Raw genomic sequence first — 19,933 nt, 5'->3', positions numbered from 1 at the left:
TGATAAATAAGGACTAAAGTCCTTACTACGAACTTTTTTACCCATGAATGTAATTTTGGACAATCTGCAAAATGCGTTCTGCTGCATGACCATCCCCAAAGGGATTGATTGCGTTTGCCATCGCTTCATAAGCATCTGAGTCACTGAGTAACTCAGCAGCAGCTGCAAAAATGTTCTCAGTTGTAGTGCCGACAAGTTTGGCTGTACCAGCTACAACAGCCTCTGGTCTTTCGGTAGTATCTCTCAAAACTAGTACTGGTTTTCCCAAGCTGGGGGCTTCTTCTTGCAAGCCACCAGAGTCAGTGAGCAAAAGATGCGATCGCCCAATTGCTGCTACCAATTCCCCATAATCTAGAGGATCTGTCAAGAAAATTCGGGGATGATTCCCTAAAAGTTCCTGCAACGGGACTCGCACTGTCGGATTGCGGTGCAATGGTAAGAGCAAAGCTGTATCAGGAAACTTGTCTAAAATTTGTAAAAAGCCCTGAGCGATCGCTAACAGAGGTTCTCCCCAATTCTCCCGACGATGCACTGTTGCTAACAAAACCCGATATGAATCCCAGTCTAAGCCTGGGACATCGCAAACTACTTGGGTTGCAGCGACATTTAACAATGCATCAATTACGGTGTTACCCGTCATGTGAATTTCACCCAAAACACCAGAACGATGCAAGTTTTCCACAGCCCAAGGAGTCGGCGCAAAGTGCAACTGAGTAATTTGAGAAATCAACCGCCGATTAGCTTCTTCTGGGTAAGGATTGAAGATATCATCAGTTCTTAACCCTGCTTCTACATGACCAACAGGGATTTTTTGATAAAAAGCTGCCAAAGCTGCGGCGAAAGCAGTGGTAGTGTCTCCCTGCACGATTACAAAATCTGGCTTTTCCGCCTTAAATAATGCTTCTAACCCTTGTAAACTACGGCAAGTAATATCATTTAGAGATTGCTGAACCTGCATAATTTCCAAGTTATAATCAGCTTTGATATTAAACAGTTGCATAACTTGCTCAACCATCTCCCGATGTTGTCCAGTTAGAATTACTTGCAACTGAAATTTTGAAGACTTCTGGAAAACCTGAATTACTGGAGCGAGTTTAATCGCTTCCGGGCGAGTACCTAAGATAATGCAAACGCGTTTTTGATTAGTCATTAGTCATCTGTAATTTGCCATGTATAGTTAATCGTCTATAGTCAATGCTCTATGGTCAATAGTCGGCAGTTAATACTTATCCCTCTTTTGTTACTTTAGGAAAAGAAAAATTAGCAAGAAATTCAACCAGCTATAGGGAAACTGACTGGACTCGCCCGAAAATTATTCCTGAAGTTAATTAATTTCAAAAAGCAACGTTTCAGGCTAGGAATATTAAATACTGTGAGCCAAGGTTGAATCAAGCAGTAAAAAATATAGGGTTGAATAATCAATCTCAGGTTATTTAAGGCACTCTTCCATGTAGTGCCAGACTCCCAATAAGGATGTTGGCTATAGTGAAGAAGATTAGATTCAGTGTGTGACGAAAATTCTGAAGTAGATGTTGTGCTTGATTGTTGATTAAACTGAAAGTATTCCCAAATGTAAAAATTTGAAAGCTTCAAAATGCCTCACATCCTCAAATACTGAATAATAGTGTTGGCAATAGTTATCTATGAAAGCAACTGTGTTTACTGCCTGTCTACGCGGTGTAACCATTCCTGTTACTTACTTTTTCCAGCTTGCCTCCTGATTATACTCTCCCCGTAGTAACAAAAGAGGGATTAGCTATACCTATTTGAAAAATGATTGCGACAGATGGATTCACACCAAGCCAGACGCACCAAGGCAATTCCCAATCCAAAATCTAAAATCTAAAATCGTATCACCTGCGTGTGCCAATATCATCATCATCACATAGATGCTTATCGCTCTCACTCACATTGGGATTATTTTGCAAATAATCGCGTACCCAGGCACAACCTTTAACCATTAAGTCATCCAAATTCAGATTCCACAGCTTCATCGTCCTGTCATCAGTGGCAGAGGCAATGGTTTGACCGTTGGGGCTAAATGCCACGCCCAAAACCGAACTACTATGACCTTTGAGAGTTTGTAACAGTTGCCCGTTGCGATTCCACAACTTCACCAATCGCCCGCTTACCCCAGCGAATCTGGCGGTAAATAGTCAAAACCTCCGAGTCTGGTGAGCGTTTAGTCAGCATATCCCGCACAAACTGCAAGTGGGGAATGTAAATGCCACCGCCAGCCTGTACTGTCCCGCCTACAGTGTAAATGCTTGGATTAGCCACGCAGATGCTCCCGGAAATAATCGGTGTAAAGTTGACAACAGGGAAACACTACACGCCCTTCACGACGCACTAAACCTGCACCCCGCAAACGGAAAAAGATGCGCTCATCTTCACAGGTGTTCTGGTGAATCACTTGGAACATACCCTGAACCAACTCCTGTTTGTTATGCAACTGAAAGAGGTGGTTACGCAAATGATTGCCAAAGGGGCCCTTATCTGCGATCGCACTGGCAAATAATTCGGTAGGATAGAGGCGATCGCTAGCAACTAAATAGAGTGCAAGGCGTACTAAATAAGGATGTCCACCTAGCAACGCCATTAACTGCTTTTCTTCGCTAGCGTTAAAAGGTGAACCATGACGGCGGTTTAAATCAGCAACCTGTGCTGCTGTAAAATCTTCTAAATCAATTACTAGCCCAACATTAAAGGGGGATTGGTTGTGATTATCAATTAGCTGGTAGGGTTCGGTGGAAGTAACCAGCGCTAAATCCAGTTGCTTCCAGATGGGATTAGTGGCACGGCTATTGTGCCAGCTTCGCAGCATTCCAAAGAAATCAGAGCGAAAATCAGTATCAAAGACCCTTTCCACTTCATCCATTGCTAAGACAATGGGATTGCCAAACTCCTTCAGCAAATAGCGGCCGACATAGCGGGTGCAACGCTGACTATTGCCCAAAGGCATATTCCAATACTCATCAACTTTGTCAGCCATTTCCAGTTCATCAGTTAACCAAGTACAGAACTGGTGAAAGAAAAGGTCAGCATTAGTTAAGGCGGCTTATCAAACAATTGGAAATCCAGCAAAGCAACCCGCTTAAGAGCATTCACAGCAGTATGAATTGTGCGGATTAACAGCGAACTTTTGCCCATTTGCCGGGGGCCTTTAATTGTAATTGTCACACCCTGCCGCTCAATAGTCTGCAAGGTAAGTGATAAAGTTTAAGGGAATTAAACCCCATCTCAAACTAAAACAAAGCCTGCATAGACAGGCTTTGTTTTAGTAGCACCAGACTATAAGTCTGTGGGCGCTTTCAAATTTTTACAAGAATTAAATGACTAATTTCAATCAACTGCCTTCTTTACTGCATTGCCTGCATCATCAGCTGTACGCTGAACATTTGTTGTCACATCTTCGGCAGCATTCTGGGTATTACCCTTAATATTTTCAATTCCTCGCTGAGTTCCCTTAACAACACCTTTGCGAACTTCTTCAGCTGAACTGCCGATATCTTCACCCAAGTTTTTCACTCTTTCACCAAAAGGTGTACCTTGTTTGTAATTTTCGCCATACTGCTCTGGGCTGTCAATTCCCTTGCGATCAATATTTTTTTGAGCATTTTTCGCTAGCGCATCAGCTCTGTCGTTCGCTGCTTTCTCGTCTAAACTCCCTCTGGGTTCTACATCACTAAAGTTATTAATTCCACCAGCAGGAGAAGAGAGAGGATAATCTTTTGTGGGATCGTATCGTTTAGTATAAGCTGGTTGATCGTCAGGCTGTGGTGGCTGTGTTGCTATTCCTGGGGCTCCACAAGCTTGTATCAGAAATAAGAATATCCCTGCCAAAAAAACTGTTACAACTTTTAAGGGACGAATATTTTTCAGCCAAGTCATTGCTTTTTTCATACTTCTAAGTCCTTGCTTTTTTGTGACTAAGTTAAACTTCAACCAAGATGGCATTTGCAATCTCTTTCAAATCTCAGACATTGAGGCAAGATAAGGGTTCTATCTGCCTAGTGCGGGATTTTTTTGTGATTCCGGTCTAGCACCTGCTTCATCTGCTTTATCTTTCAAAAAGCCGGAAGCTTCTTCAATAGCGCCTTTTACAGTATCAAGCCGATCTTTAACCCGATCTCCTACATTTGATTCATTCTGAATCAAACCACCCGGTTCAGGCTGACGGAAGTCCTTATCTGTAATCAATGGCAGTTCTGCTTCTTTCTGGATTCGACCTGCAGGTGTCTCGCCCCCAGGATAAAGTATCTCAGATTCTCTATTTGTAGCAATCAACAATTGCGAACTTGGTTGTAAGCTAGCTTGGTCGCGTCCCTGATTGGCTTTTGGGTTCGCTATTTTCGGATCGGTAGACATTCTGTAGTTGCTATACTTGTCTCCACCATTCTTATAAGGGTTGTTTGCTCCACCAGCTTGTACAGCAGGATTTTGTGGATTTGCACCTTGAGCATTTGCCCCACTACAAGCAGTGCTAACTATCAACAATAGTCCAGCTAAAAAGATAGTTAATATCTGACGCAATCTTATTTTTTTCAAGAATAGTCTCACAGTGTTCACGTAGTCCTCCTTACCAAAATATTAATAAATTAAGAGTTTGCTGAATCTTTGCAATGGTCAGCAAGTTATTGTGCTTGTTTTGGTTCGCTCAGTTTCGATAACCTCTATTTCAGGATATGAATAATAAAATGCTCTTTACCTCTAGCGCAGGCTACATTTTAATAAGTATAAAAATAATATTTTTATCTAACTCTAGAGAGATATAAAATAAAGTAATATGCTTTCGTAAAAAGAACTACATCAAGCTGTTTGATACTTCAAAAGGTTTGGATATATACCTGATACACCATAAGATTTGAGGTATTCAGCCCTTGTTGCTTTCAACGTTAAATAACTAAATTCATGAAGCAATTTCTACGCTGGATAATTTTGGGGGGAACGCTGTTCTTTTTAGGAAAAGCTCTGAAGGATAATTGGATTGAGGTGACAGCTATCCGCATTGATGATGTAGGATGGGCAATTATGGCGATCGCTACAGGGGTAACTTTACTAGCTCATACTTGGGCAGGCTGGATCTGGACTTGGATTTTGCAAGAGTTAAATCAACCTGTATCATCTCCTCAATTCATCCAAGCTTACTTAAAAACTAACATCGCTAAGTATTTACCAGGTAATATCTGGCATCACTACGGGCGAATTGTCGCTGCCAAAAATGCCAATATTCCTACAGGTGCAGCCACCTTAAGCGTTTTGCTAGAACCTCTACTCATGTTAGCGGCTGCTTTAATCATCATTGTCCTATGCAGTAGCCAGTTCGCAGCAGCTAATACTACCCTTGTTATACAAATACTACAATTTCTAAGTTTAGCTGTAGTCCTTGGTGCGATTCATCCCTGGTTTCTGAACCCTGTTATTCGCTTTTTGTACAAATTAAAAGCAAAAAAATCTGCTGCTTCGACTCAACCAGCTGTTCCCTTCAATGTTAAAAGCTATCCCCTGCGGCCTTTGTTAGGAGAAGTGGGCTTTATGGGACTACGCGCCACTGGGTTTATACTAACTATGTTCGCCTTGGGTTCGTTGAATGCGAATCAAATTCCTTTGTTGTTAGGGGCTTTCAGTTGCGCTTGGTTGTTAGGGTTTGTGATACCGGGTGCGCCTGGTGGGTTAGGTGTCTTTGAAGCGACTGCGTATGAACTTTTACGACACCACTTTCCATCTGCTCTAGTATTTAGTGCGATCGCTCTATATCGTCTCATTAGTATTCTAGCTGAAACTGCGGGTGCTGCCCTCGCTTGGTTAGATGAACGCCTTGCAAAATCATGAATCAGGTAAAACTCATTTTTGTCTATCTACCTTCATCTGTGAAAACACACGATAACCATCCAGATTTAACTGCTGATTACTGGTTTGTTCTTCTTGCATCCTAATCAAGTTATATTCTACATTTTCTGCATAGATGGCGAACGTAATATTAAAAATTTCGATAAAATGTATTACCCCTTTGCATTCCTCTTCGGAATAGTTTTCGTAAAAACGAATCAAATGAGCAATCCGAGTTTCTAAATGTCTCCGGGAATTTTTACAAATCAAAATAATCTTTAATAATATAATTACCAAGGTTAGAGCATTACCTTGGTTAGTTAATAAAATAAATAATTGCGAAGGCTCTTTAGAATTTTCTGTTGTAAAGTAATCAATCACTCGATTACAGGTTCTCAAAAAAAATTCTTTAGTGATAATTTCTTGATTATAATCCGTTTTCCATAATGATAAACTATGTGTAAACTGCTGCCGCCAAATTTCGACTGATTCTTGATTTTCTACAGAAAAAAACAGATATTTTTCTAGGTTAATTTTAAATTCCTTCAGAGTTTGATTTTCAGTTTGCTTGATAAATATATGGGCAATATTATCATGACTAAATACGCCTCTTTTTAAGACAATTGCTTTTATTAAGCGCAGAGCTTGGTCTCCTAAAATACTAGGATTTTTATAGCGTGTGGTGCTTGAGACAGTAGATTGCGAACGAGCAATATACATTGCTAGTTCAAACTTAAATTTGTCTTTTATCTGTTTAGAAAGCTTTCTAGCAGCCTCTTGTTGCTCTTTAGGGTTCTTATTATTAACAGATTGATCGATCAATAAATAGGAAGTGTAGCGATTAGCCCAATGACCTTTAGATGATTCTTCATATTTAGTAGCAAATAGTTTCAGATCCTTGTAGTCTTTGCTGTTGACAAAATTCTCTAACCAGATTTTACAAGTTTTTACTACTGGAGAGTTATTGTCCTTAATTTTTAGATTTTTATTAACAAATAAATTAACTAATTCTTGGATATATTTGTCTTTTCGGTTAGTTTTCCAATTATTAACTATGATGTAGCAGCATCGCTTAAGTGTATTATAGAATTCCTGTTCATGCTCATCTAAAAAAACACTATATATTCCAGGTATATAATCAGCATATTCGGAATCAAGACCGTCTATAAATAAACCTTTAAATTCTCGTAAAACATCCTCTGGTGGCAATTGATTGACAATTTCCACAAAGAAGCTATAAACCTCATCTTGGGCAGATTGCACATCTAGTTGGCTAGAGTTAGACGTAACACAATAGGGATTTTCCTGACTAATTGATAAACGATTAGTGGTCATTTCAGTTATCAGGACAAAAAGGCTTCCTGTTCATATTATTACCAGCTTAACCTTGGTGAACAAGAGCATCAATCTATTCTTCAGAGATTCAGCCATCTTTTTACACAAATTTGATTAACTAGGACTATAAATAAAGTATTAAAGAGAATTTGTTCAATACTTCATCAAATAGTTAAGTAAAATTACTTACTTGTAACCAGAAAAGACCATAAATACAAAATATATGGGCGAGTTAATCTCTAATTAGATATAACCCGCCCATAGAGTCCCAAAACCAGAGCTTGTGCAGTGTGCGGATGAAAAAGAAGAGGCAAAGCATATTGCTAGCTAGGTAAAAGAATTGATTCAAGATGGGTTTGCTTCCCACGAAATCTGTGTAACACCTTATAAACCAGCAATTCGCACAGCACTAGAAGCAGAGGGTATTCAAACTTTTGAACTCAAGCCCAGAGAAGAAGATCCAGTTCCAGAAGAGTCAGGAGTTCGCATGGGGACAATGAAGGGAATTAAGGGATTAGAATTTCGAGCGATCGCAATGGGCTGTAGCAATGAATCTGATGCAATAAATAATCAGAACTAGTTGAACGCTGCGAGCGATATGTTGCTGCTACACGCGCTAGGGAACGTCTTCTAGTTTGTTGGAAACGATTTCTGGCAAGATGAGGACATCTTGAGGAGATCATATTGAACTAGCAGTCTCCCTAGCAGTTTCTCGCAGCCGCTCCACATCGCGCATCGGTGGTGCACCAAAGAGCCGTTTGTACTCCCGATTGAAGTGCGAGGCATCGTCGTACCCCACTCGGTAGGCAGCACTGCTAGCGTCAAGGCTTTCCCCCAGCATCAGACGGCGAGCCTCCTGAAGCCGCAGTTGCTTCTGGAACTGCAAGGGACTCATTGCAGTGACAGACTTGAAGTGATGGTGAAAACCCGAAACACTCATTCCCATCTCTCGTGCGATGCTTTCAATCCGCAGTGGCTCCTTAAAGTCTTTACGAAGCCGCGCGACGGCAAGAGCGATATGATGGGTGTAGCCACCTAGAACGGCAATCTGGCGGAGCCGATTACCTTGCTCTCCTATCAGGAGTCGGTAAATGATTTCCCGCTTAATCAGTGGTGCGAGAACATGAGCCTCAGCCGGAGAATCTAGAAGCCTGACGAGTCGGACTACAGCGTCCAAGAGATTTGCATCTAACGGACTTACGTCAATCGCTTTCACATCAGCACTGTTGCGTGATGAGGCATACCCTGCCTCGACCATTACTGAACCGACAAGGGTAGGGTCGAGATCAAAGCGAAGGCTAAGGTACGGTTGCTCCTTAGACGCTTCTAGAATTTGGCTGACAACAGGTAGTTCAGCCGTCGCCAGTAGATAACGCATTGGGTCGTACTGATAGCGATCGCTGCCCAGAAGAACTTCTTTGCTGCCTTGAGCGATCGCACAAAAGGCAGGGATAGAGACACTATGAACGCATTCCGAAGGTGAAGAGGAGCGGTTGAAGTGCAATCCTTTGAGCAGCTCAATCGTCTCATCATGACGAATAGCCTGGGCAATCCTTTCACTCAGTTCGTCTCTGTTGGCTTGCGCTCTGCCTGCCTCGCGTTTTGCCTGCGAGTCGTTCATTAAATCGATATCAGACTTTTCACTCGTTTTGGCAGCGTTCATTTCTAAGTTTGCAGGATTGTACAACAATCTTAGACGATCGTTTTATTACTTGTCCTTCAAAATGCCTAAGATAAAGCTAAAGCAATGAAAAACGATTCCGGCTTCTTGCAAGCGTCTGGATTTTTATTCAAGAAAAAACTCAGTTTTGATTGGGCAAGAGACTCGCCTGCTAGCAACCAAAATGCCATCAAGGCTTTAAAAAATCCATCCCTATTGATAGAGAAGTGATAAATGCTCAATCTCTACGATTGGGACAGCCACCGAAATGGCATCAAGTGAAGGAATTAAGGAAATGGACATCAAAACAAGTGGCTCACAGCCTTCCGCCAAAGGATCGGCTGAGTATTTTATCGGCACTGTCCGCATTGACCCCCTATTAGAGGCGCACGATCCAGCACGTACACTTGGTGCCAGTGTCACGTTCGAGCCTGGTGCTCGGACAGCATGGCACACCCACCCGTTAGGACAAACCCTGCTGATCGTGACGGCTGGTTGCGGTTTCGTACAACGTTGGGGCGGCTTGATCGAACAAATTCGACCGGGGGACGTAATCTGGTTCTCGCCAGGTGAGAAGCATTGGCATGGTGCCACGGCAACCACAGCTATGACGCACATAGCCATTCAGGAACAGCTCGACGGCAAGACCGTGGACTGGATGGAAAAGGTCAGCGACGAGCAATACTCCAGCTAATCACCACATCCGGTGGTTTTAAGACCTTGTTAGGCGAAGAATCGAAGGAGAAAAATAGTGACGACGAACGAGAATGGAAACTACAGAGGAAAGGTTGCGTTTGTGACGGGAGCAGCAAACGGCATCGGTCGAGCTACAGCGCTGGCGTTTGCACGCGAAGGCGCTAATGTGGTGGTCACTGACGTTTCAGAACAGGGCAATCAGGAAACGGCCCGCAAGATCGAGGAACTTGGTGGGCGGGCGATCGCCGTCAAGTATAACGTAACGCAAGCCGAGGACGTGAAGGCAGCTCTTTCCAAAACCATCGAAACCTTCGGACGGTTGGACTTTGCTTTTAATAACGCTGGTGTAGAGCAGAAGAATGCAGCAACAGCCCAAATCGAAGCAAAAGAGTGGGATCGGATCGTAGACATCAACCTGCGCGGCGTTTTTCTGTGCATGAAGTATGAAATAAGGACGCGAACAGGTAATCTCGGAGGAGCCGATCGGACGGATGGGTAAGCCCGAAGAGATCGCCAATGCTGTCGTCTGGCTGTGTTCGGACGCGGCTGCCTTCGTCGTCGGGCACGCCCTGGTCATCGATGGCGGTCAAACGGTGCAGTGATGTTCGTCGCCAATCCGCTCAAACTCTAAACGCACGACAACAAAACATTGTCGCCATCGCTACCTTCACCACCAACGGCGATGACTCATATCGCCACTCAGGAAGTACTCGACGGCAAGCCCGTGGACTGAATGGAAAAGGCCAGCAACGAATAATAAGTAATCGGACAGATTCAAGACCGAGTAGAAAAAAACCAGCTTATCTTCCAGATTAGAGCATCAATTTATGTACAACACCAAAGCTTACTCCGCAGTCAGTGCGACTGCACCGCTCGCTTCCGACACGATCGCGCGGCGCGATCTAACTGAACACGATGTACAGATCGAAATCCTCTTCTGCGGCATCTGTCACTCCGACCTCCATTCAGTGCGGAACGAGTGGGGCGGCACGGTCTACCCGATCGTTCCCGGTCATGAGATCGTGGGTCGTGTCACGGAGGTTGGCTCGGCAGTTACGAAGTACAAACCCGGCGATCTGGCGGCGATCGGCTGTATGGTTGATTCGGATTTGACCTGTCCCTATTGCAAGGCTGGACTTGAGCAGTTTTGCCAAAATGTGATCCTCACCTACAACTCCCCAGACAAGCACCTGGGAGGAGTCACTTATGGCGGCTACTCCAATAGCATTGTCGCCGATGAACGTTTCGTTCTGCGCGTCCCAGACAATCTCGACCTGGCTGGAGTTGCACCACTTGTTTGCGCTGGGATTACAACCTATTCACCCTTGCGCCACTGGAGAGTTACCGAGGGCAAAAAGGTTGGTGTGGTTGGTCTTGGTGGGCTGGGTCACATGGCTGTGAAATTTGCCCATGCATTTGGTGCTCACGTCGTTGTTTTCACCACCTCGCCTGACAAGACAGAAGACGCGCTTCGCCTCGGTGCTGATGAAGTGGTCGTCTCCCGCAATGCCGACGAAATGCAGAAGCACGCGGGCAGCTTCGATTTCATCCTTGACACCGTTTCCGCCAAACACGACATCAATGCCTACCTCAACCTGCTTTGCCTCGATGGCAACATCACGCTGGTTGGCGCACCTGAAAAGCCCCTGGATGTTGCAGCATTTAGCCTGATCGTGGCTCGTCGCAGTCTCTCTGGCTCTAGCATCGGTGGCATTGCCGAAACCCAGGAGATGCTCGACTTTTGCGGTCAGCACAACATCACTGCGGATGTTGAAGTGATTCCCATGCAGAAGATCAACGAAGCCTACGATCGCCTGCTCAAGTCTGATGTGAAGTACCGCTTCGTGATTGATATGGCATCCCTGAAATCTGAATAACCGAGCGGAATCTCGAAGGAGTACCAATGCAAAAGCGCAAACTTGGAAACAGCAATCTGGAAGTCTCAGCGATTGGCCTGGGCTGCATTAAGTTCAATTGTAGTCTCTGGGTCTGGCATAACCGCCCCTTAAACCAGATCCAAATCTGCGATCAGATGACGGAGATCAACCCCGAACCATAACAGAGTTACTGACTGCTCACTGAAAGAAAAAGCACAACTTGGAGGGAAACAATGCAAAAGGTACTGATGTTTGGGCACGTCCTGAGCTATCAAAGCGCGATCGCAGCCTGGCAACTGTCAGTGCGCTAATTGCCTTGAACCGTCCCGACCAGCTTCGCTCTCACTTCGCCCTAGCGCGCCAAAACGGTGTAACGCAGGAGGAGTTGATCGAGACCATTACCCACCTGGCGTTTTACGCGGGCTGGCCGAACGCAGTAACCGCGATTTCTGTGGCAAAGGAAGTCTTCGAGAACAAATGATGCCCAAGCGCCTTCGCTTGTGCACCTTCGATGGATGCAGACCCTTAAAATAGTCGGCGCGAAAAACAAATACTTGTCCAGGGCTTGTTCTTTGAATGTTGCAAGGAGAATCATGGATGATAATCAAGAACAGAAAGATTTGAGTAGGGACGAAGAAACACTGCTCGACGAACTCGGTATTGTCGGTGCTGCTCGCCGCAAATTCTTGGGGCAAAGTATGGCTGCTGCACTCGGCACCTTCGCCTTCCACCTGCTGGCTAAAGAGGAGGTCTTTGCCACACTTGCCGCTTCGCCCGACGCCATGTTCGCCCCGACTGCTGGCGTTGAAAACGCTGTTAAGGTTCTTTTGAAAATCAACGGCTCGACTCAACGCCTGGAAGTGGATTCGCGCACGGCGCTGCTCGATGTCCTGCGCGAAAGACTTGGATTGACCGGCACTAAAAAAGGGTGCGATCAAGGACAGTGCGGCGCTTGTACGGTGATCGTTGACGGTCGCCGCGTACTTTCGTGTCTGACACTTACCGCGAGCTGCGAGGGGAAAGAGGTGACGACCATCGAAGGGCTAGCTGACGGCGATAATCTTCATCCGATGCAGGCGGCGTTCATCAAACATGATGGCTTCCAGTGTGGCTACTGCACGCCAGGGCAGATCTGTTCGGCGGTGGCGCTTCTGCAAGAAGCGAAAAACGGTGACGCGAGTCACGTCACTAACAATTTGCGAACGAGCGCCCAGAATTTAAGACTCTCTGATGAAGAAATCAGAGAACGCATGAGTGGCAACATTTGCCGTTGCGGCGCGTATCCGGGAATCGTTGCGGCAATCAGAGAAGTTCATTCCGGGCGCGAAACAGCCCAGGCCTGGCATTTCGCGAGTGATGAAGAAATTGCCGTGGCCTTAAATCAGGAGGGCAAAGCCGATGAAATCGTTTAAATATTCAAGCGCAACTGACGCGACAAGTGCCGTTCGCACTGTTTCTGCTAATCAAACGGCAAAGTTTCTGGCAGGCGGGACAAATCTAATTGATTTGATGAAAGAATACGTTGAACGTCCCAGCGAACTTGTTGACATCTCACGTTTGAATCTGGCGCAGATTAGATCGACCTCGAACGGAATTTCTATCGGTGCGTTAGCCAAAAATACTGATACGGCTAACCATGCACTCGTCCGACAAAATTACCCGCTGCTGTCAATGGCGATTTTAGCCGGTGCCTCCGCGCAGCTTCGTAATATGGCGACCAACGGGGGAAATTTGATGCAACGCACCCGTTGCCAGTATTTTTACGACATCGCTATGCCGTGCAACAAACGCGAACCCGGCAGCGGATGTGGAGCGCTTCAGGGGCTTAATCGCATTCATGCCATTTTTGGCTACAGCGATAAATGCGTAGCGACTTACCCAGGCGATATGGCGAATGCGCTTTATGCGCTTGATGCAGTAGTGAGGATTCGCGGTACGAACGGGCAAGAACGCACAATCTCGATCCAAGATTTCCATCGCTTGCCGGGCAACACGCCGGAAAAAGATAACAATCTTGGGCACGGGGAATTGATCGTTGGCATCGAAATGCCGAAGAATAACTTTGCCAACAAGTCTTATTATCTAAAAGTTCGCGATCGCGCTTCCTATGCTTTCGCACTGCTTGCCGTGGCTACTGCTTTAGAAACAAGAGGCAACAACATCAACCAGGCACGCGTTGTTTTGGGAAGCGTCGCGCATAAGCCCTGGCGTTCAGCCGAAGCGGAAAAGGCTCTGATCGGAAAACCTGCGACGGAAGAAACTTTTCGGGCTGCTGCTGAAGCGGCTCTCAAAGATGCGAAACCGCTCGAACATAACGGTTATAAAGTCGAACTGGGCAAACGCGCCATTGCTCTGGCTTTGCAACGAGCGATGACGGGTGGTGCGGCGTAATTAGGGAGGATAAAAGAAATGGCAAGATACATCGGAAAAGAAATGAGCCGCGTGGACGGCATCGCAAAAGTTACGGGCAAGGCTAAATACGCTGCGGAATTCAAGGTTCCCAATCTTGCTTACGGTTTTATCGTGACGAGCAGTATCGGCAAAGGCACGATCAAATCAATTGATACGAAGGAGGCGAGCCGTGCGCCCGGCGTAATTCACATCCTCACCCACGAAAATTACCCGAAACCTGCGCCGTCGGCTGCTCCAGAACTAAAGCCGGAGACTAACACGGATGTGCCTGATAAATCTTTTCGCGCGCTGCAATCGAATCAAATTTTCTTTAATATGCAGCCGATAGCGCTCGTGCTGGCTGAAACATTCGAGCAGGCGCGTTATGCCGCGCGTCTCGTAAAGGCGACTTACAACGAAGAAAAACCGATGACCAATTTGGAGAGTTCGCTGGGTAAGGCTGTTGCTATTGAGCCGCAGCGTGCTGTCAATCCACGGGGTGCCTTAAAACCGCGTGGAAATCCCGCGCAGGCTTTTCAATCTGCGCCCGTTAAAATTGAAGCCGAATACACGATTCCCATCGAACATCACAACCCGATGGAGCCGCACGCTGCGATCGCTTTCTGGGAAAACGATAAGCTGACGATCTTCGATAAAACGCAGGGTGTTTATGTCGTTCGCCAGCATTTAGCGACAAGCTTTAACATGCCCGTTGAAAACGTGCAGGTGATTTCGCCGTTCGTCGGCGGAGCGTTCGGCTCGTCTCTAAGACCGAATTATTACCCGGCGCTGACGGCGATGGCGGCGCGCGTCATCAAGCGTCCCGTGAAAGTGGTTTATACCAGGCAGCAGATGTATACGGGACATGGCTATCGCCCGCATACCTGGCAGAAAATTTCGCTTGGAGCCGAAAGCAATGGAAAGCTCACGGCAATCATTCACGACTCAAGGAATAATTCCTCAACTTTCCAAGATTGGGTAGAAAATACTACGGAATTTCCGCGCACGCTTTATGCTTGTCCAAATGCAGATACGCCGCAAAGAATCGTGAGAACCGACTTGCCAACTCCTGCTTCGATGCGCGCTCCGGGTGCTGTTTCAGGAATGTTCGCGCTCGAATGCGCGATGGATGAGCTGGCCTACGCGCTCAAAATAGACCCACTCGAATTACGGCTGATAAATTACACTGAAGTCGATCCAGATAGCGGGAAACTATACTCAAGCAAGGCTCTGCGGGAATGTTACCGGCTTGGCGCACAAAAGTTCGGCTGGAAAAATCGCAAATTCGAGCCGCGTTCGATGCGGGACGGACGCTTTCTGGTCGGATGGGGAATGGCGACCGGAGTTTGGGGCGCGTGGCAGCGACCGGCATCGGCGAAAATCACTTTGAAGTCCGACGGCACCGCGCACGTAGCGAGTGCCACCTCAGACATCGGGCCAGGAACTTACACGGTGATGACGTTGATTGCCGCCGAATACCTCGGTTTGCCCGCCGAAAAGGTCAAGTTTGAACTCGGGGACACCAAATTTCCGGAAGCGCCGGTGCAGGGCGGTTCATTTACCACAGCGAGCGTCGGCACAGCGATTTACGAATCGGCACAAAACATCAGACGGAAGCTGCTAGAGTTGGCTAACAAAGATGCGGCTTCGCCTTTCAAGATGGCAAAAATCGCAGATGTCGAGATGCTCAATGGAAAGCTGCAAATCAAAAACAATTCGTCGCAATCGGTAGATATTTCCGAGTTAATGCGACGGAACAATCTGACCGAACTAGTTGATGTCCACCAAGCCAAACCTTCGCCGGAAAGAGAAAAATACGCGACCGGCGCACATGGCGCGCAATTTGTGGAAGTCAAAGTTGACCCGGATGTGGGGACTGTCCACGTCACGCGCGCAATTGAAGTGACCGCCTGCGGCAAGATCATGAATCCGAAAACTTCGCACAGTCAGGAAATTGGCGGCGTTGTGTGGGGCATTGGTATGGCGCTGCAAGAGGCGACTGAAATCGACCATCGTTACGGGCGGATCATGAACCCGAATTTGCAGCACTATCATGTGCCGGTTAATGCCGATATTCTCGAGATCGAAACGATATTCGTTGAGGAGGACGATAAAATCGTCAATCCGCTCGGTGTTAAAGGCATGGGCGAACTCGGCATGGTCGGCATCCCGGCAGCGATCGCCAACGCCGTCTTCCATGCCACAGGCAAGCGCATCAGGGAGTTGCCGATTACGCCAGAGAAGTTGCTGTGAGTGAGGTCATTTGATGAACGAAGTGTGAGCGGTACTCGAAGCGTTTGATGCAGCGAACGTCAGGGGGAACGGTGCGCGCTGGCAACGGCTCATCGCAAAAATTATCGAATCCTGTACAGTGACTAATTATTTGTTATTGTGACAAATAGTTAGTCACTGTACAAAAGTCACATACCAAGCCTTTCGGTATTTTAAATTTTTAGTGGGGGTGGAGGGACTTGAACCCACACGACCTTTTACGGTCAACGGATTTTCATTCTCCCGCAGTTTTCACTGCTATCTGACGACAATAGCCAGCTCAGATTTTGAGAATTGGACTCTCCCTTTACCCTCGACTTAACGTTAGGGTAGCTCCCGTCGGGTCTCTGCACCTTCCGAACAGTTATGAGTTAGGAGTTAGGAGTTAAGAGTTTTAAATTTACTCAGCACTCAGCACTCATGACTCAGGACTTTCTTCGGCTTGGCTCAGGATTGCCATGTCTGTCACCAGATTTAGGTTTCCCTGAGTTTGAGAGCTTCCACTTGAGGGATTTCTCCTTCAAGGCTCAATTATTTAAGTCCGTAGCGTCTACCATTCCGCCACACCCCCAAAGGTGTTTGGCAACTAGTATAACTAGTTATTTTTTAGAGGTAGCAAATACCTCCTTATCTATTCCACCATCAATTGTGTCTTTTGTCCAACTAGATTGAAAATATTTTTTCCAGATTGTGCGATCGCTTCAGAGATTTGGAAGTTTTCTTAGTTCTCTCGTAATCATCTGGATGAGTTTTCGATTTTGTCTGACTAGAGCTTTGTTTGCTAGTGGATTCACATAATAGCATGATATTAGCTTTTGTCATGATATCCGTTGAATCGCCCACCGTAAAAGTACTCCAGCCTGCCAAAGCTGCACCTCCCCGTTAGCGGTTTCGAGGAATTCTGACGCAGTTATGTTGAAAGCATTATGACTATACTTCTCTGAGTCTGTCTCTTCAGCCTATGATGGAAAACAGATGCTTAAGACTTGAAAGTTATGATTGTCGCCCTGCTATATCTGATTTTGGCTGGAGCTTACCTTTTGGTAATCCCCATTGCTGTTTTGCTATACCTGAAGCAGCGTTGGTATGTAGCTAGCTCTATTGAGCGTGTCTTTATGTACTTTTTGGTGTTTTTCTTCTTTCCGGGTCTGTTGGTTCTATCGCCGTTTGTAAATTTCCGACCCCAACGGCGACAAGTTCAAGTTTAACGAGATTGGTAGGTCATAACTCTCATGCGACGGATTGACGCGATTGGAATTGGCTTGGGTGTTTTTATTGCCGGCGGCTTGGCATACTTAGGATTGCAGCTAATCGGCTTGGATAATCAAAAAGCTGGGATATGGAGCCAAGTCTTGCTAGTCAGTGCCTTAGTTGGCTGGTTAGCCACCTATTTTTTCCGTGCGGTGGGACAAAAAATGACCTACCACCAACAGCGGGAACAGTATGAGCAAGACTTTCTGCAAAAGCGGCTAGACGAGCTTACTCCCGAAGAACTAGCACGAATTCAAGCCGAAATAGAACAAGAAAAGCAATCTCAGGTGTAAAGTTATCATTGGTCAGTTGTTATTTGTCCTTTGTCATTAGTCATTTGTCCTTTACTAATGACCAATGACCAATGACCAATGACCAATGACTATTGACACTTGACACTTGACTAAATGACTGCGATTTCTGATTGCTTTAAAACCCTTGGGCACAATGGTGAGTGCGCTCTGATTCCGTTTATCACTGCTGGCGATCCAGATTTAGAAACAACTGCAAAAGCCTTGCAGGTTCTAGATCGTAGTGGAGCCGACATTATTGAACTGGGCATACCCTATTCCGATCCTCTAGCTGATGGGCCAGTCATTCAAGCTGCTGCTACCCGCGCCCTGCAAAGGGGAACAAAATTGGAGCAGGTGCTAGAAATGCTGCAAGGGATTACTCCCAAATTGCGATCGCCCATTGTTCTGTTTATCTATTACAACTCAATTTTGCATCGGGGAATTGAAAAATTTCTTCAGCAAATTGCAGCCGCTGGGGTTGCAGGATTGGTAGTACCTGATTTGCCCTTAGAGGAAGCAGCAGGCTTGCTCCAAGCAGCTAGTGAGAAGGGAATTGACGTCATCTTGTTGATCGCTCCCACCAGTTCTGCTAAACGGATCGAAGCGATCGCTCGTTCATCCCTTGGATTTATTTATTTAGTCAGCGTGACTGGGGTTACAGGAGTGCGATCGCAACTGGAAAACCGCGTGTCCGATTTACTCCAACAGATTCGTAGTGTTACTGATAAACCCATTGGGGTAGGTTTTGGTATCTCCGAAGCTACACAAGCTTGTCAGGTAAAGGAATGGGGCGCAGATGCAGCGATCGTAGGTAGCGCTTTTGTGAAACGGTTAGCAGAAGGTACACCAGACCAGGGACTTTCGGCGATCGCCCAGTTTTGCCAAAGTCTCAAGGCAGCCATCAAGATGACCAACACCAGCATAAATACTTCTCTTGATTAGACGGAGAAAGTAGATTAAAAAAGTATAACAGTGTAGTTTTTCTATCCTTACTTGGTAGACAATTTGACCATTATGGTCTTGAATATTAACATCAGATATGATCGTGTAAAAAAACTAGCTGATAGAGTCGCTTATAGTTTGAGTATTATGTGAAATTAAGTAGGCATAATTTATGAGTGTGAGAGTGAGTCAGTCACAAATGATTATAGTTACGTCGCAATCAAGGAGCAAAGGCGATGAGTGAGAGTATGGCGTTTATCGGCGGGGTTGCCGTAGCTGGGCTGGCGGCTCTCGTATTGCTCAAAGGAACAAATACCCCTCTACAACCTAACTTTGCTGTTGCTCCACAAATGCCAGGTGTAGTAGCGCCCCAAGGAATGCAGCCACAAATGTATCCTTACGGTCCTTATGGGCAACCAATGTATCCTGGTCAGGTTCAGCCACCGACTGGTACTAATAATGACCAGCGCCTAGAGATGGAGAAGCTGAACACGCAGATGCAACTGGAGCGTTTAAAAAACGACAATGAACAGCTAAAGTTGCAAAATCAACAACTCCAGGGCCAAGTTCAAAATTTCAATACTCAGCAGCAGTGGCAATTAGCCCAGCAAAATAACCAACCAAAATCAGCAGCAACATTCCAGCCGCAAAATAATTGGTGGTCTTCACCCGTGCTTTGGGCTGTGGGAGGCGCAACTCTTACTATTGGTGGTGGTGTTGTTGTTGCTGGGGTATTGGCTTTGTTCTCACCACGGCAGCGTCCAGCCCGTACTGTACAAGTTATTCACCCTTACCAAGGAAATACGCCGCCCTTGGTTCCAGTCCGTCGTGCTGAGTTTCTGCCTGCTTCGCGGATGGAAGCAAGACGAGTTGAAGCTCAAGAATACGACGAAATGCACGGATAGGAAAAATAAAATCATAGATAAATACCGTTTCCAGATTATACGTGGAAACGATTTTTATTGGGCTGCTGCGAATTCGGGAGGCAGCAGTCCTAACTTAACGTGAGTTCGACGAGTGCTATTTTGACCTCTCCCCCAGCCCCTCTCCTTGTAGGCTACGGTGTACACACAAGTCCTTCTCACCCCCTCTAACTCCCCCTTGGTAAGGGGGAGAACCGGATTTCCCCCCTTACCAAGGGGGGATTAAGGGGGGTAAATCCAAGGTTTGGGTTTAATTGCCAGGATGTGTGTACACCGTAGCCTTGTAGGAGAGGGGAGCAAAAACCCTATTTTTTCGTTACTCTTCCCTATCCTTACGGAGACGCTTCGCGAACGTTTTTTAGGAGAGGGAGGCTGGGAGGGAGAGGTCTGTCGAACTCACGTTAATTTAGCTGTTCCCAGTTGGGAGCATCTCAATGAGTGTAAAAACACGCCTACCCTGGCGAA

The 19,933-nt window shown here is 46.1% G+C and carries 24 protein-coding genes and 1 pseudogene; 15 read left to right on the top strand and 10 right to left on the bottom strand.

What is annotated here, in order from left to right:
* Positions 1 to 37 precede the first annotated feature (37 nt).
* The 7 genes from wecB to RMY16_RS14840 form a co-directional block, all read right to left on the bottom strand.
* The gene (gene wecB / locus RMY16_RS14875) at positions 38 to 1,150 is read right to left on the bottom strand and encodes a non-hydrolyzing UDP-N-acetylglucosamine 2-epimerase (protein WP_322736990.1); all 1,113 of its coding nucleotides are present in this window, start codon (positions 1,148 to 1,150) and stop codon (positions 38 to 40) included.
* 703 nt (positions 1,151 to 1,853) lie between these two features.
* Positions 1,854 to 2,111 (bottom strand): hypothetical protein, encoded by a 258-nt coding sequence (locus RMY16_RS14865; protein WP_322736989.1) that lies wholly within the window; start codon positions 2,109 to 2,111, stop codon positions 1,854 to 1,856.
* Positions 2,065 to 2,280 carry a hypothetical protein gene (locus RMY16_RS14860; protein ID WP_322736988.1) on the bottom strand — a complete coding sequence of 72 codons (216 nt, stop codon included), beginning with the start codon at positions 2,278 to 2,280 and terminating at the stop codon, positions 2,065 to 2,067. The genes RMY16_RS14865 and RMY16_RS14860 overlap by 47 nt, the downstream gene beginning before the upstream one ends.
* The gene (locus tag RMY16_RS14855) at positions 2,273 to 2,998 is read right to left on the bottom strand and encodes an AAA-like domain-containing protein (protein ID WP_322737023.1); all 726 of its coding nucleotides are present in this window, start codon (positions 2,996 to 2,998) and stop codon (positions 2,273 to 2,275) included. Before RMY16_RS14855 ends, RMY16_RS14860 begins: the two co-directional genes overlap by 8 nt.
* Before the next feature lie 50 nt (positions 2,999 to 3,048).
* Positions 3,049 to 3,180, bottom strand: coding sequence for an AAA-like domain-containing protein (locus RMY16_RS14850; protein ID WP_322736987.1), 132 nt, complete (start codon positions 3,178 to 3,180; stop codon positions 3,049 to 3,051).
* Positions 3,181 to 3,342: 162 nt separating this feature from the next.
* Entirely contained in the window at positions 3,343 to 3,903 is a 561-nt protein-coding gene (locus RMY16_RS14845; protein WP_322736986.1) for a hypothetical protein, read from the bottom strand.
* Positions 3,904 to 4,002: 99 nt separating this feature from the next.
* Entirely contained in the window at positions 4,003 to 4,569 is a 567-nt protein-coding gene (locus RMY16_RS14840; RefSeq protein ID WP_322736985.1) for a DUF6658 family protein, read from the bottom strand.
* A gap of 342 nt (positions 4,570 to 4,911) precedes the next feature.
* Between RMY16_RS14840 and RMY16_RS14835 the strand changes: the two genes are divergently transcribed.
* Complete coding sequence (locus RMY16_RS14835) at positions 4,912 to 5,832, top strand: lysylphosphatidylglycerol synthase domain-containing protein (RefSeq protein WP_322736984.1); 921 nt, start codon at positions 4,912 to 4,914, stop codon at positions 5,830 to 5,832.
* Between the two features lie 12 nt (positions 5,833 to 5,844).
* Here the strand turns inward: RMY16_RS14835 and RMY16_RS14830 are convergent, their stop codons facing one another.
* Entirely contained in the window at positions 5,845 to 7,164 is a 1,320-nt protein-coding gene (locus tag RMY16_RS14830; RefSeq protein ID WP_322736983.1) for a hypothetical protein, read from the bottom strand.
* Positions 7,165 to 7,504: 340 nt separating this feature from the next.
* On the opposite strand from RMY16_RS14830, the gene RMY16_RS14825 reads away from it, so the two are divergent.
* The gene (locus tag RMY16_RS14825; RefSeq protein ID WP_322736982.1) at positions 7,505 to 7,744 is read left to right on the top strand and encodes a hypothetical protein; all 240 of its coding nucleotides are present in this window, start codon (positions 7,505 to 7,507) and stop codon (positions 7,742 to 7,744) included.
* A gap of 99 nt (positions 7,745 to 7,843) precedes the next feature.
* On the opposite strand, the gene RMY16_RS14820 is transcribed toward RMY16_RS14825, so the two are convergent.
* Positions 7,844 to 8,827: an AraC family transcriptional regulator gene (locus tag RMY16_RS14820; protein ID WP_322736981.1), complete on the bottom strand. Its 984-nt coding sequence runs from the start codon at positions 8,825 to 8,827 to the stop codon at positions 7,844 to 7,846.
* An 84-nt stretch (positions 8,828 to 8,911) separates the two neighbouring features.
* Between RMY16_RS14820 and RMY16_RS14815 the strand changes: the two genes are divergently transcribed.
* The 9 genes and pseudogenes from RMY16_RS14815 (at position 8,912) to RMY16_RS14780 (ending at position 16,041) form a co-directional block, all read left to right on the top strand.
* Complete coding sequence (locus RMY16_RS14815; RefSeq protein ID WP_322736980.1) at positions 8,912 to 9,055, top strand: hypothetical protein; 144 nt, start codon at positions 8,912 to 8,914, stop codon at positions 9,053 to 9,055.
* A 37-nt stretch (positions 9,056 to 9,092) separates the two neighbouring features.
* Complete coding sequence (locus RMY16_RS14810) at positions 9,093 to 9,518, top strand: cupin domain-containing protein (protein ID WP_322736979.1); 426 nt, start codon at positions 9,093 to 9,095, stop codon at positions 9,516 to 9,518.
* A gap of 57 nt (positions 9,519 to 9,575) precedes the next feature.
* Positions 9,576 to 10,122, top strand: a pseudogene (locus RMY16_RS14805) (SDR family oxidoreductase).
* Positions 10,100 to 10,336: a hypothetical protein gene (locus tag RMY16_RS14800; protein WP_322736978.1), complete on the top strand. Its 237-nt coding sequence runs from the start codon at positions 10,100 to 10,102 to the stop codon at positions 10,334 to 10,336. The pseudogene RMY16_RS14805 and the gene RMY16_RS14800 overlap by 23 nt, the downstream one beginning before the upstream one ends.
* Before the next feature lie 11 nt (positions 10,337 to 10,347).
* Positions 10,348 to 11,397: an NAD(P)-dependent alcohol dehydrogenase gene (locus RMY16_RS14795; RefSeq protein ID WP_322736977.1), complete on the top strand. Its 1,050-nt coding sequence runs from the start codon at positions 10,348 to 10,350 to the stop codon at positions 11,395 to 11,397.
* Positions 11,398 to 11,617: 220 nt separating this feature from the next.
* Complete coding sequence (locus RMY16_RS33040) at positions 11,618 to 11,878, top strand: carboxymuconolactone decarboxylase family protein (protein ID WP_416211672.1); 261 nt, start codon at positions 11,618 to 11,620, stop codon at positions 11,876 to 11,878.
* A gap of 112 nt (positions 11,879 to 11,990) precedes the next feature.
* Complete coding sequence (locus RMY16_RS14790; protein ID WP_322736976.1) at positions 11,991 to 12,809, top strand: 2Fe-2S iron-sulfur cluster-binding protein; 819 nt, start codon at positions 11,991 to 11,993, stop codon at positions 12,807 to 12,809.
* Positions 12,796 to 13,788, top strand: a complete 993-nt coding sequence (locus RMY16_RS14785; RefSeq protein WP_322736975.1) for a xanthine dehydrogenase family protein subunit M — start codon at positions 12,796 to 12,798, stop codon at positions 13,786 to 13,788. Before RMY16_RS14790 ends, RMY16_RS14785 begins: the two co-directional genes overlap by 14 nt.
* Before the next feature lie 18 nt (positions 13,789 to 13,806).
* Positions 13,807 to 16,041, top strand: coding sequence for a xanthine dehydrogenase family protein molybdopterin-binding subunit (locus RMY16_RS14780; protein ID WP_322736974.1), 2,235 nt, complete (start codon positions 13,807 to 13,809; stop codon positions 16,039 to 16,041).
* 681 nt (positions 16,042 to 16,722) lie between these two features.
* On the opposite strand, the gene RMY16_RS14775 is transcribed toward RMY16_RS14780, so the two are convergent.
* Positions 16,723 to 16,926, bottom strand: a complete 204-nt coding sequence (locus RMY16_RS14775; protein WP_322669246.1) for a hypothetical protein — start codon at positions 16,924 to 16,926, stop codon at positions 16,723 to 16,725.
* 128 nt (positions 16,927 to 17,054) lie between these two features.
* On the opposite strand from RMY16_RS14775, the gene ndhL reads away from it, so the two are divergent.
* The 4 genes from ndhL (at position 17,055) to RMY16_RS14755 (ending at position 19,450) form a co-directional block, all read left to right on the top strand.
* Entirely contained in the window at positions 17,055 to 17,267 is a 213-nt protein-coding gene (gene ndhL / locus RMY16_RS14770) for an NAD(P)H-quinone oxidoreductase subunit L (protein WP_181930688.1), read from the top strand.
* Positions 17,268 to 17,291: 24 nt separating this feature from the next.
* Complete coding sequence (locus RMY16_RS14765) at positions 17,292 to 17,603, top strand: DUF3007 family protein (RefSeq protein ID WP_322669247.1); 312 nt, start codon at positions 17,292 to 17,294, stop codon at positions 17,601 to 17,603.
* A 114-nt stretch (positions 17,604 to 17,717) separates the two neighbouring features.
* Positions 17,718 to 18,545: a tryptophan synthase subunit alpha gene (gene trpA / locus RMY16_RS14760; protein WP_322736973.1), complete on the top strand. Its 828-nt coding sequence runs from the start codon at positions 17,718 to 17,720 to the stop codon at positions 18,543 to 18,545.
* A gap of 236 nt (positions 18,546 to 18,781) precedes the next feature.
* Complete coding sequence (locus tag RMY16_RS14755; RefSeq protein WP_322736972.1) at positions 18,782 to 19,450, top strand: heterocyst differentiation related protein; 669 nt, start codon at positions 18,782 to 18,784, stop codon at positions 19,448 to 19,450.
* The last annotated feature ends 483 nt before the right edge of the window (positions 19,451 to 19,933 follow it).

Origin of the sequence: Nostoc sp. DedQUE12b (genome assembly GCF_034530835.1) — a bacterium.
In the GTDB taxonomy this organism is placed as follows: domain Bacteria; phylum Cyanobacteriota; class Cyanobacteriia; order Cyanobacteriales; family Nostocaceae; genus Nostoc.
This window is presented reverse-complemented; position numbering and strand designations above follow the sequence as displayed.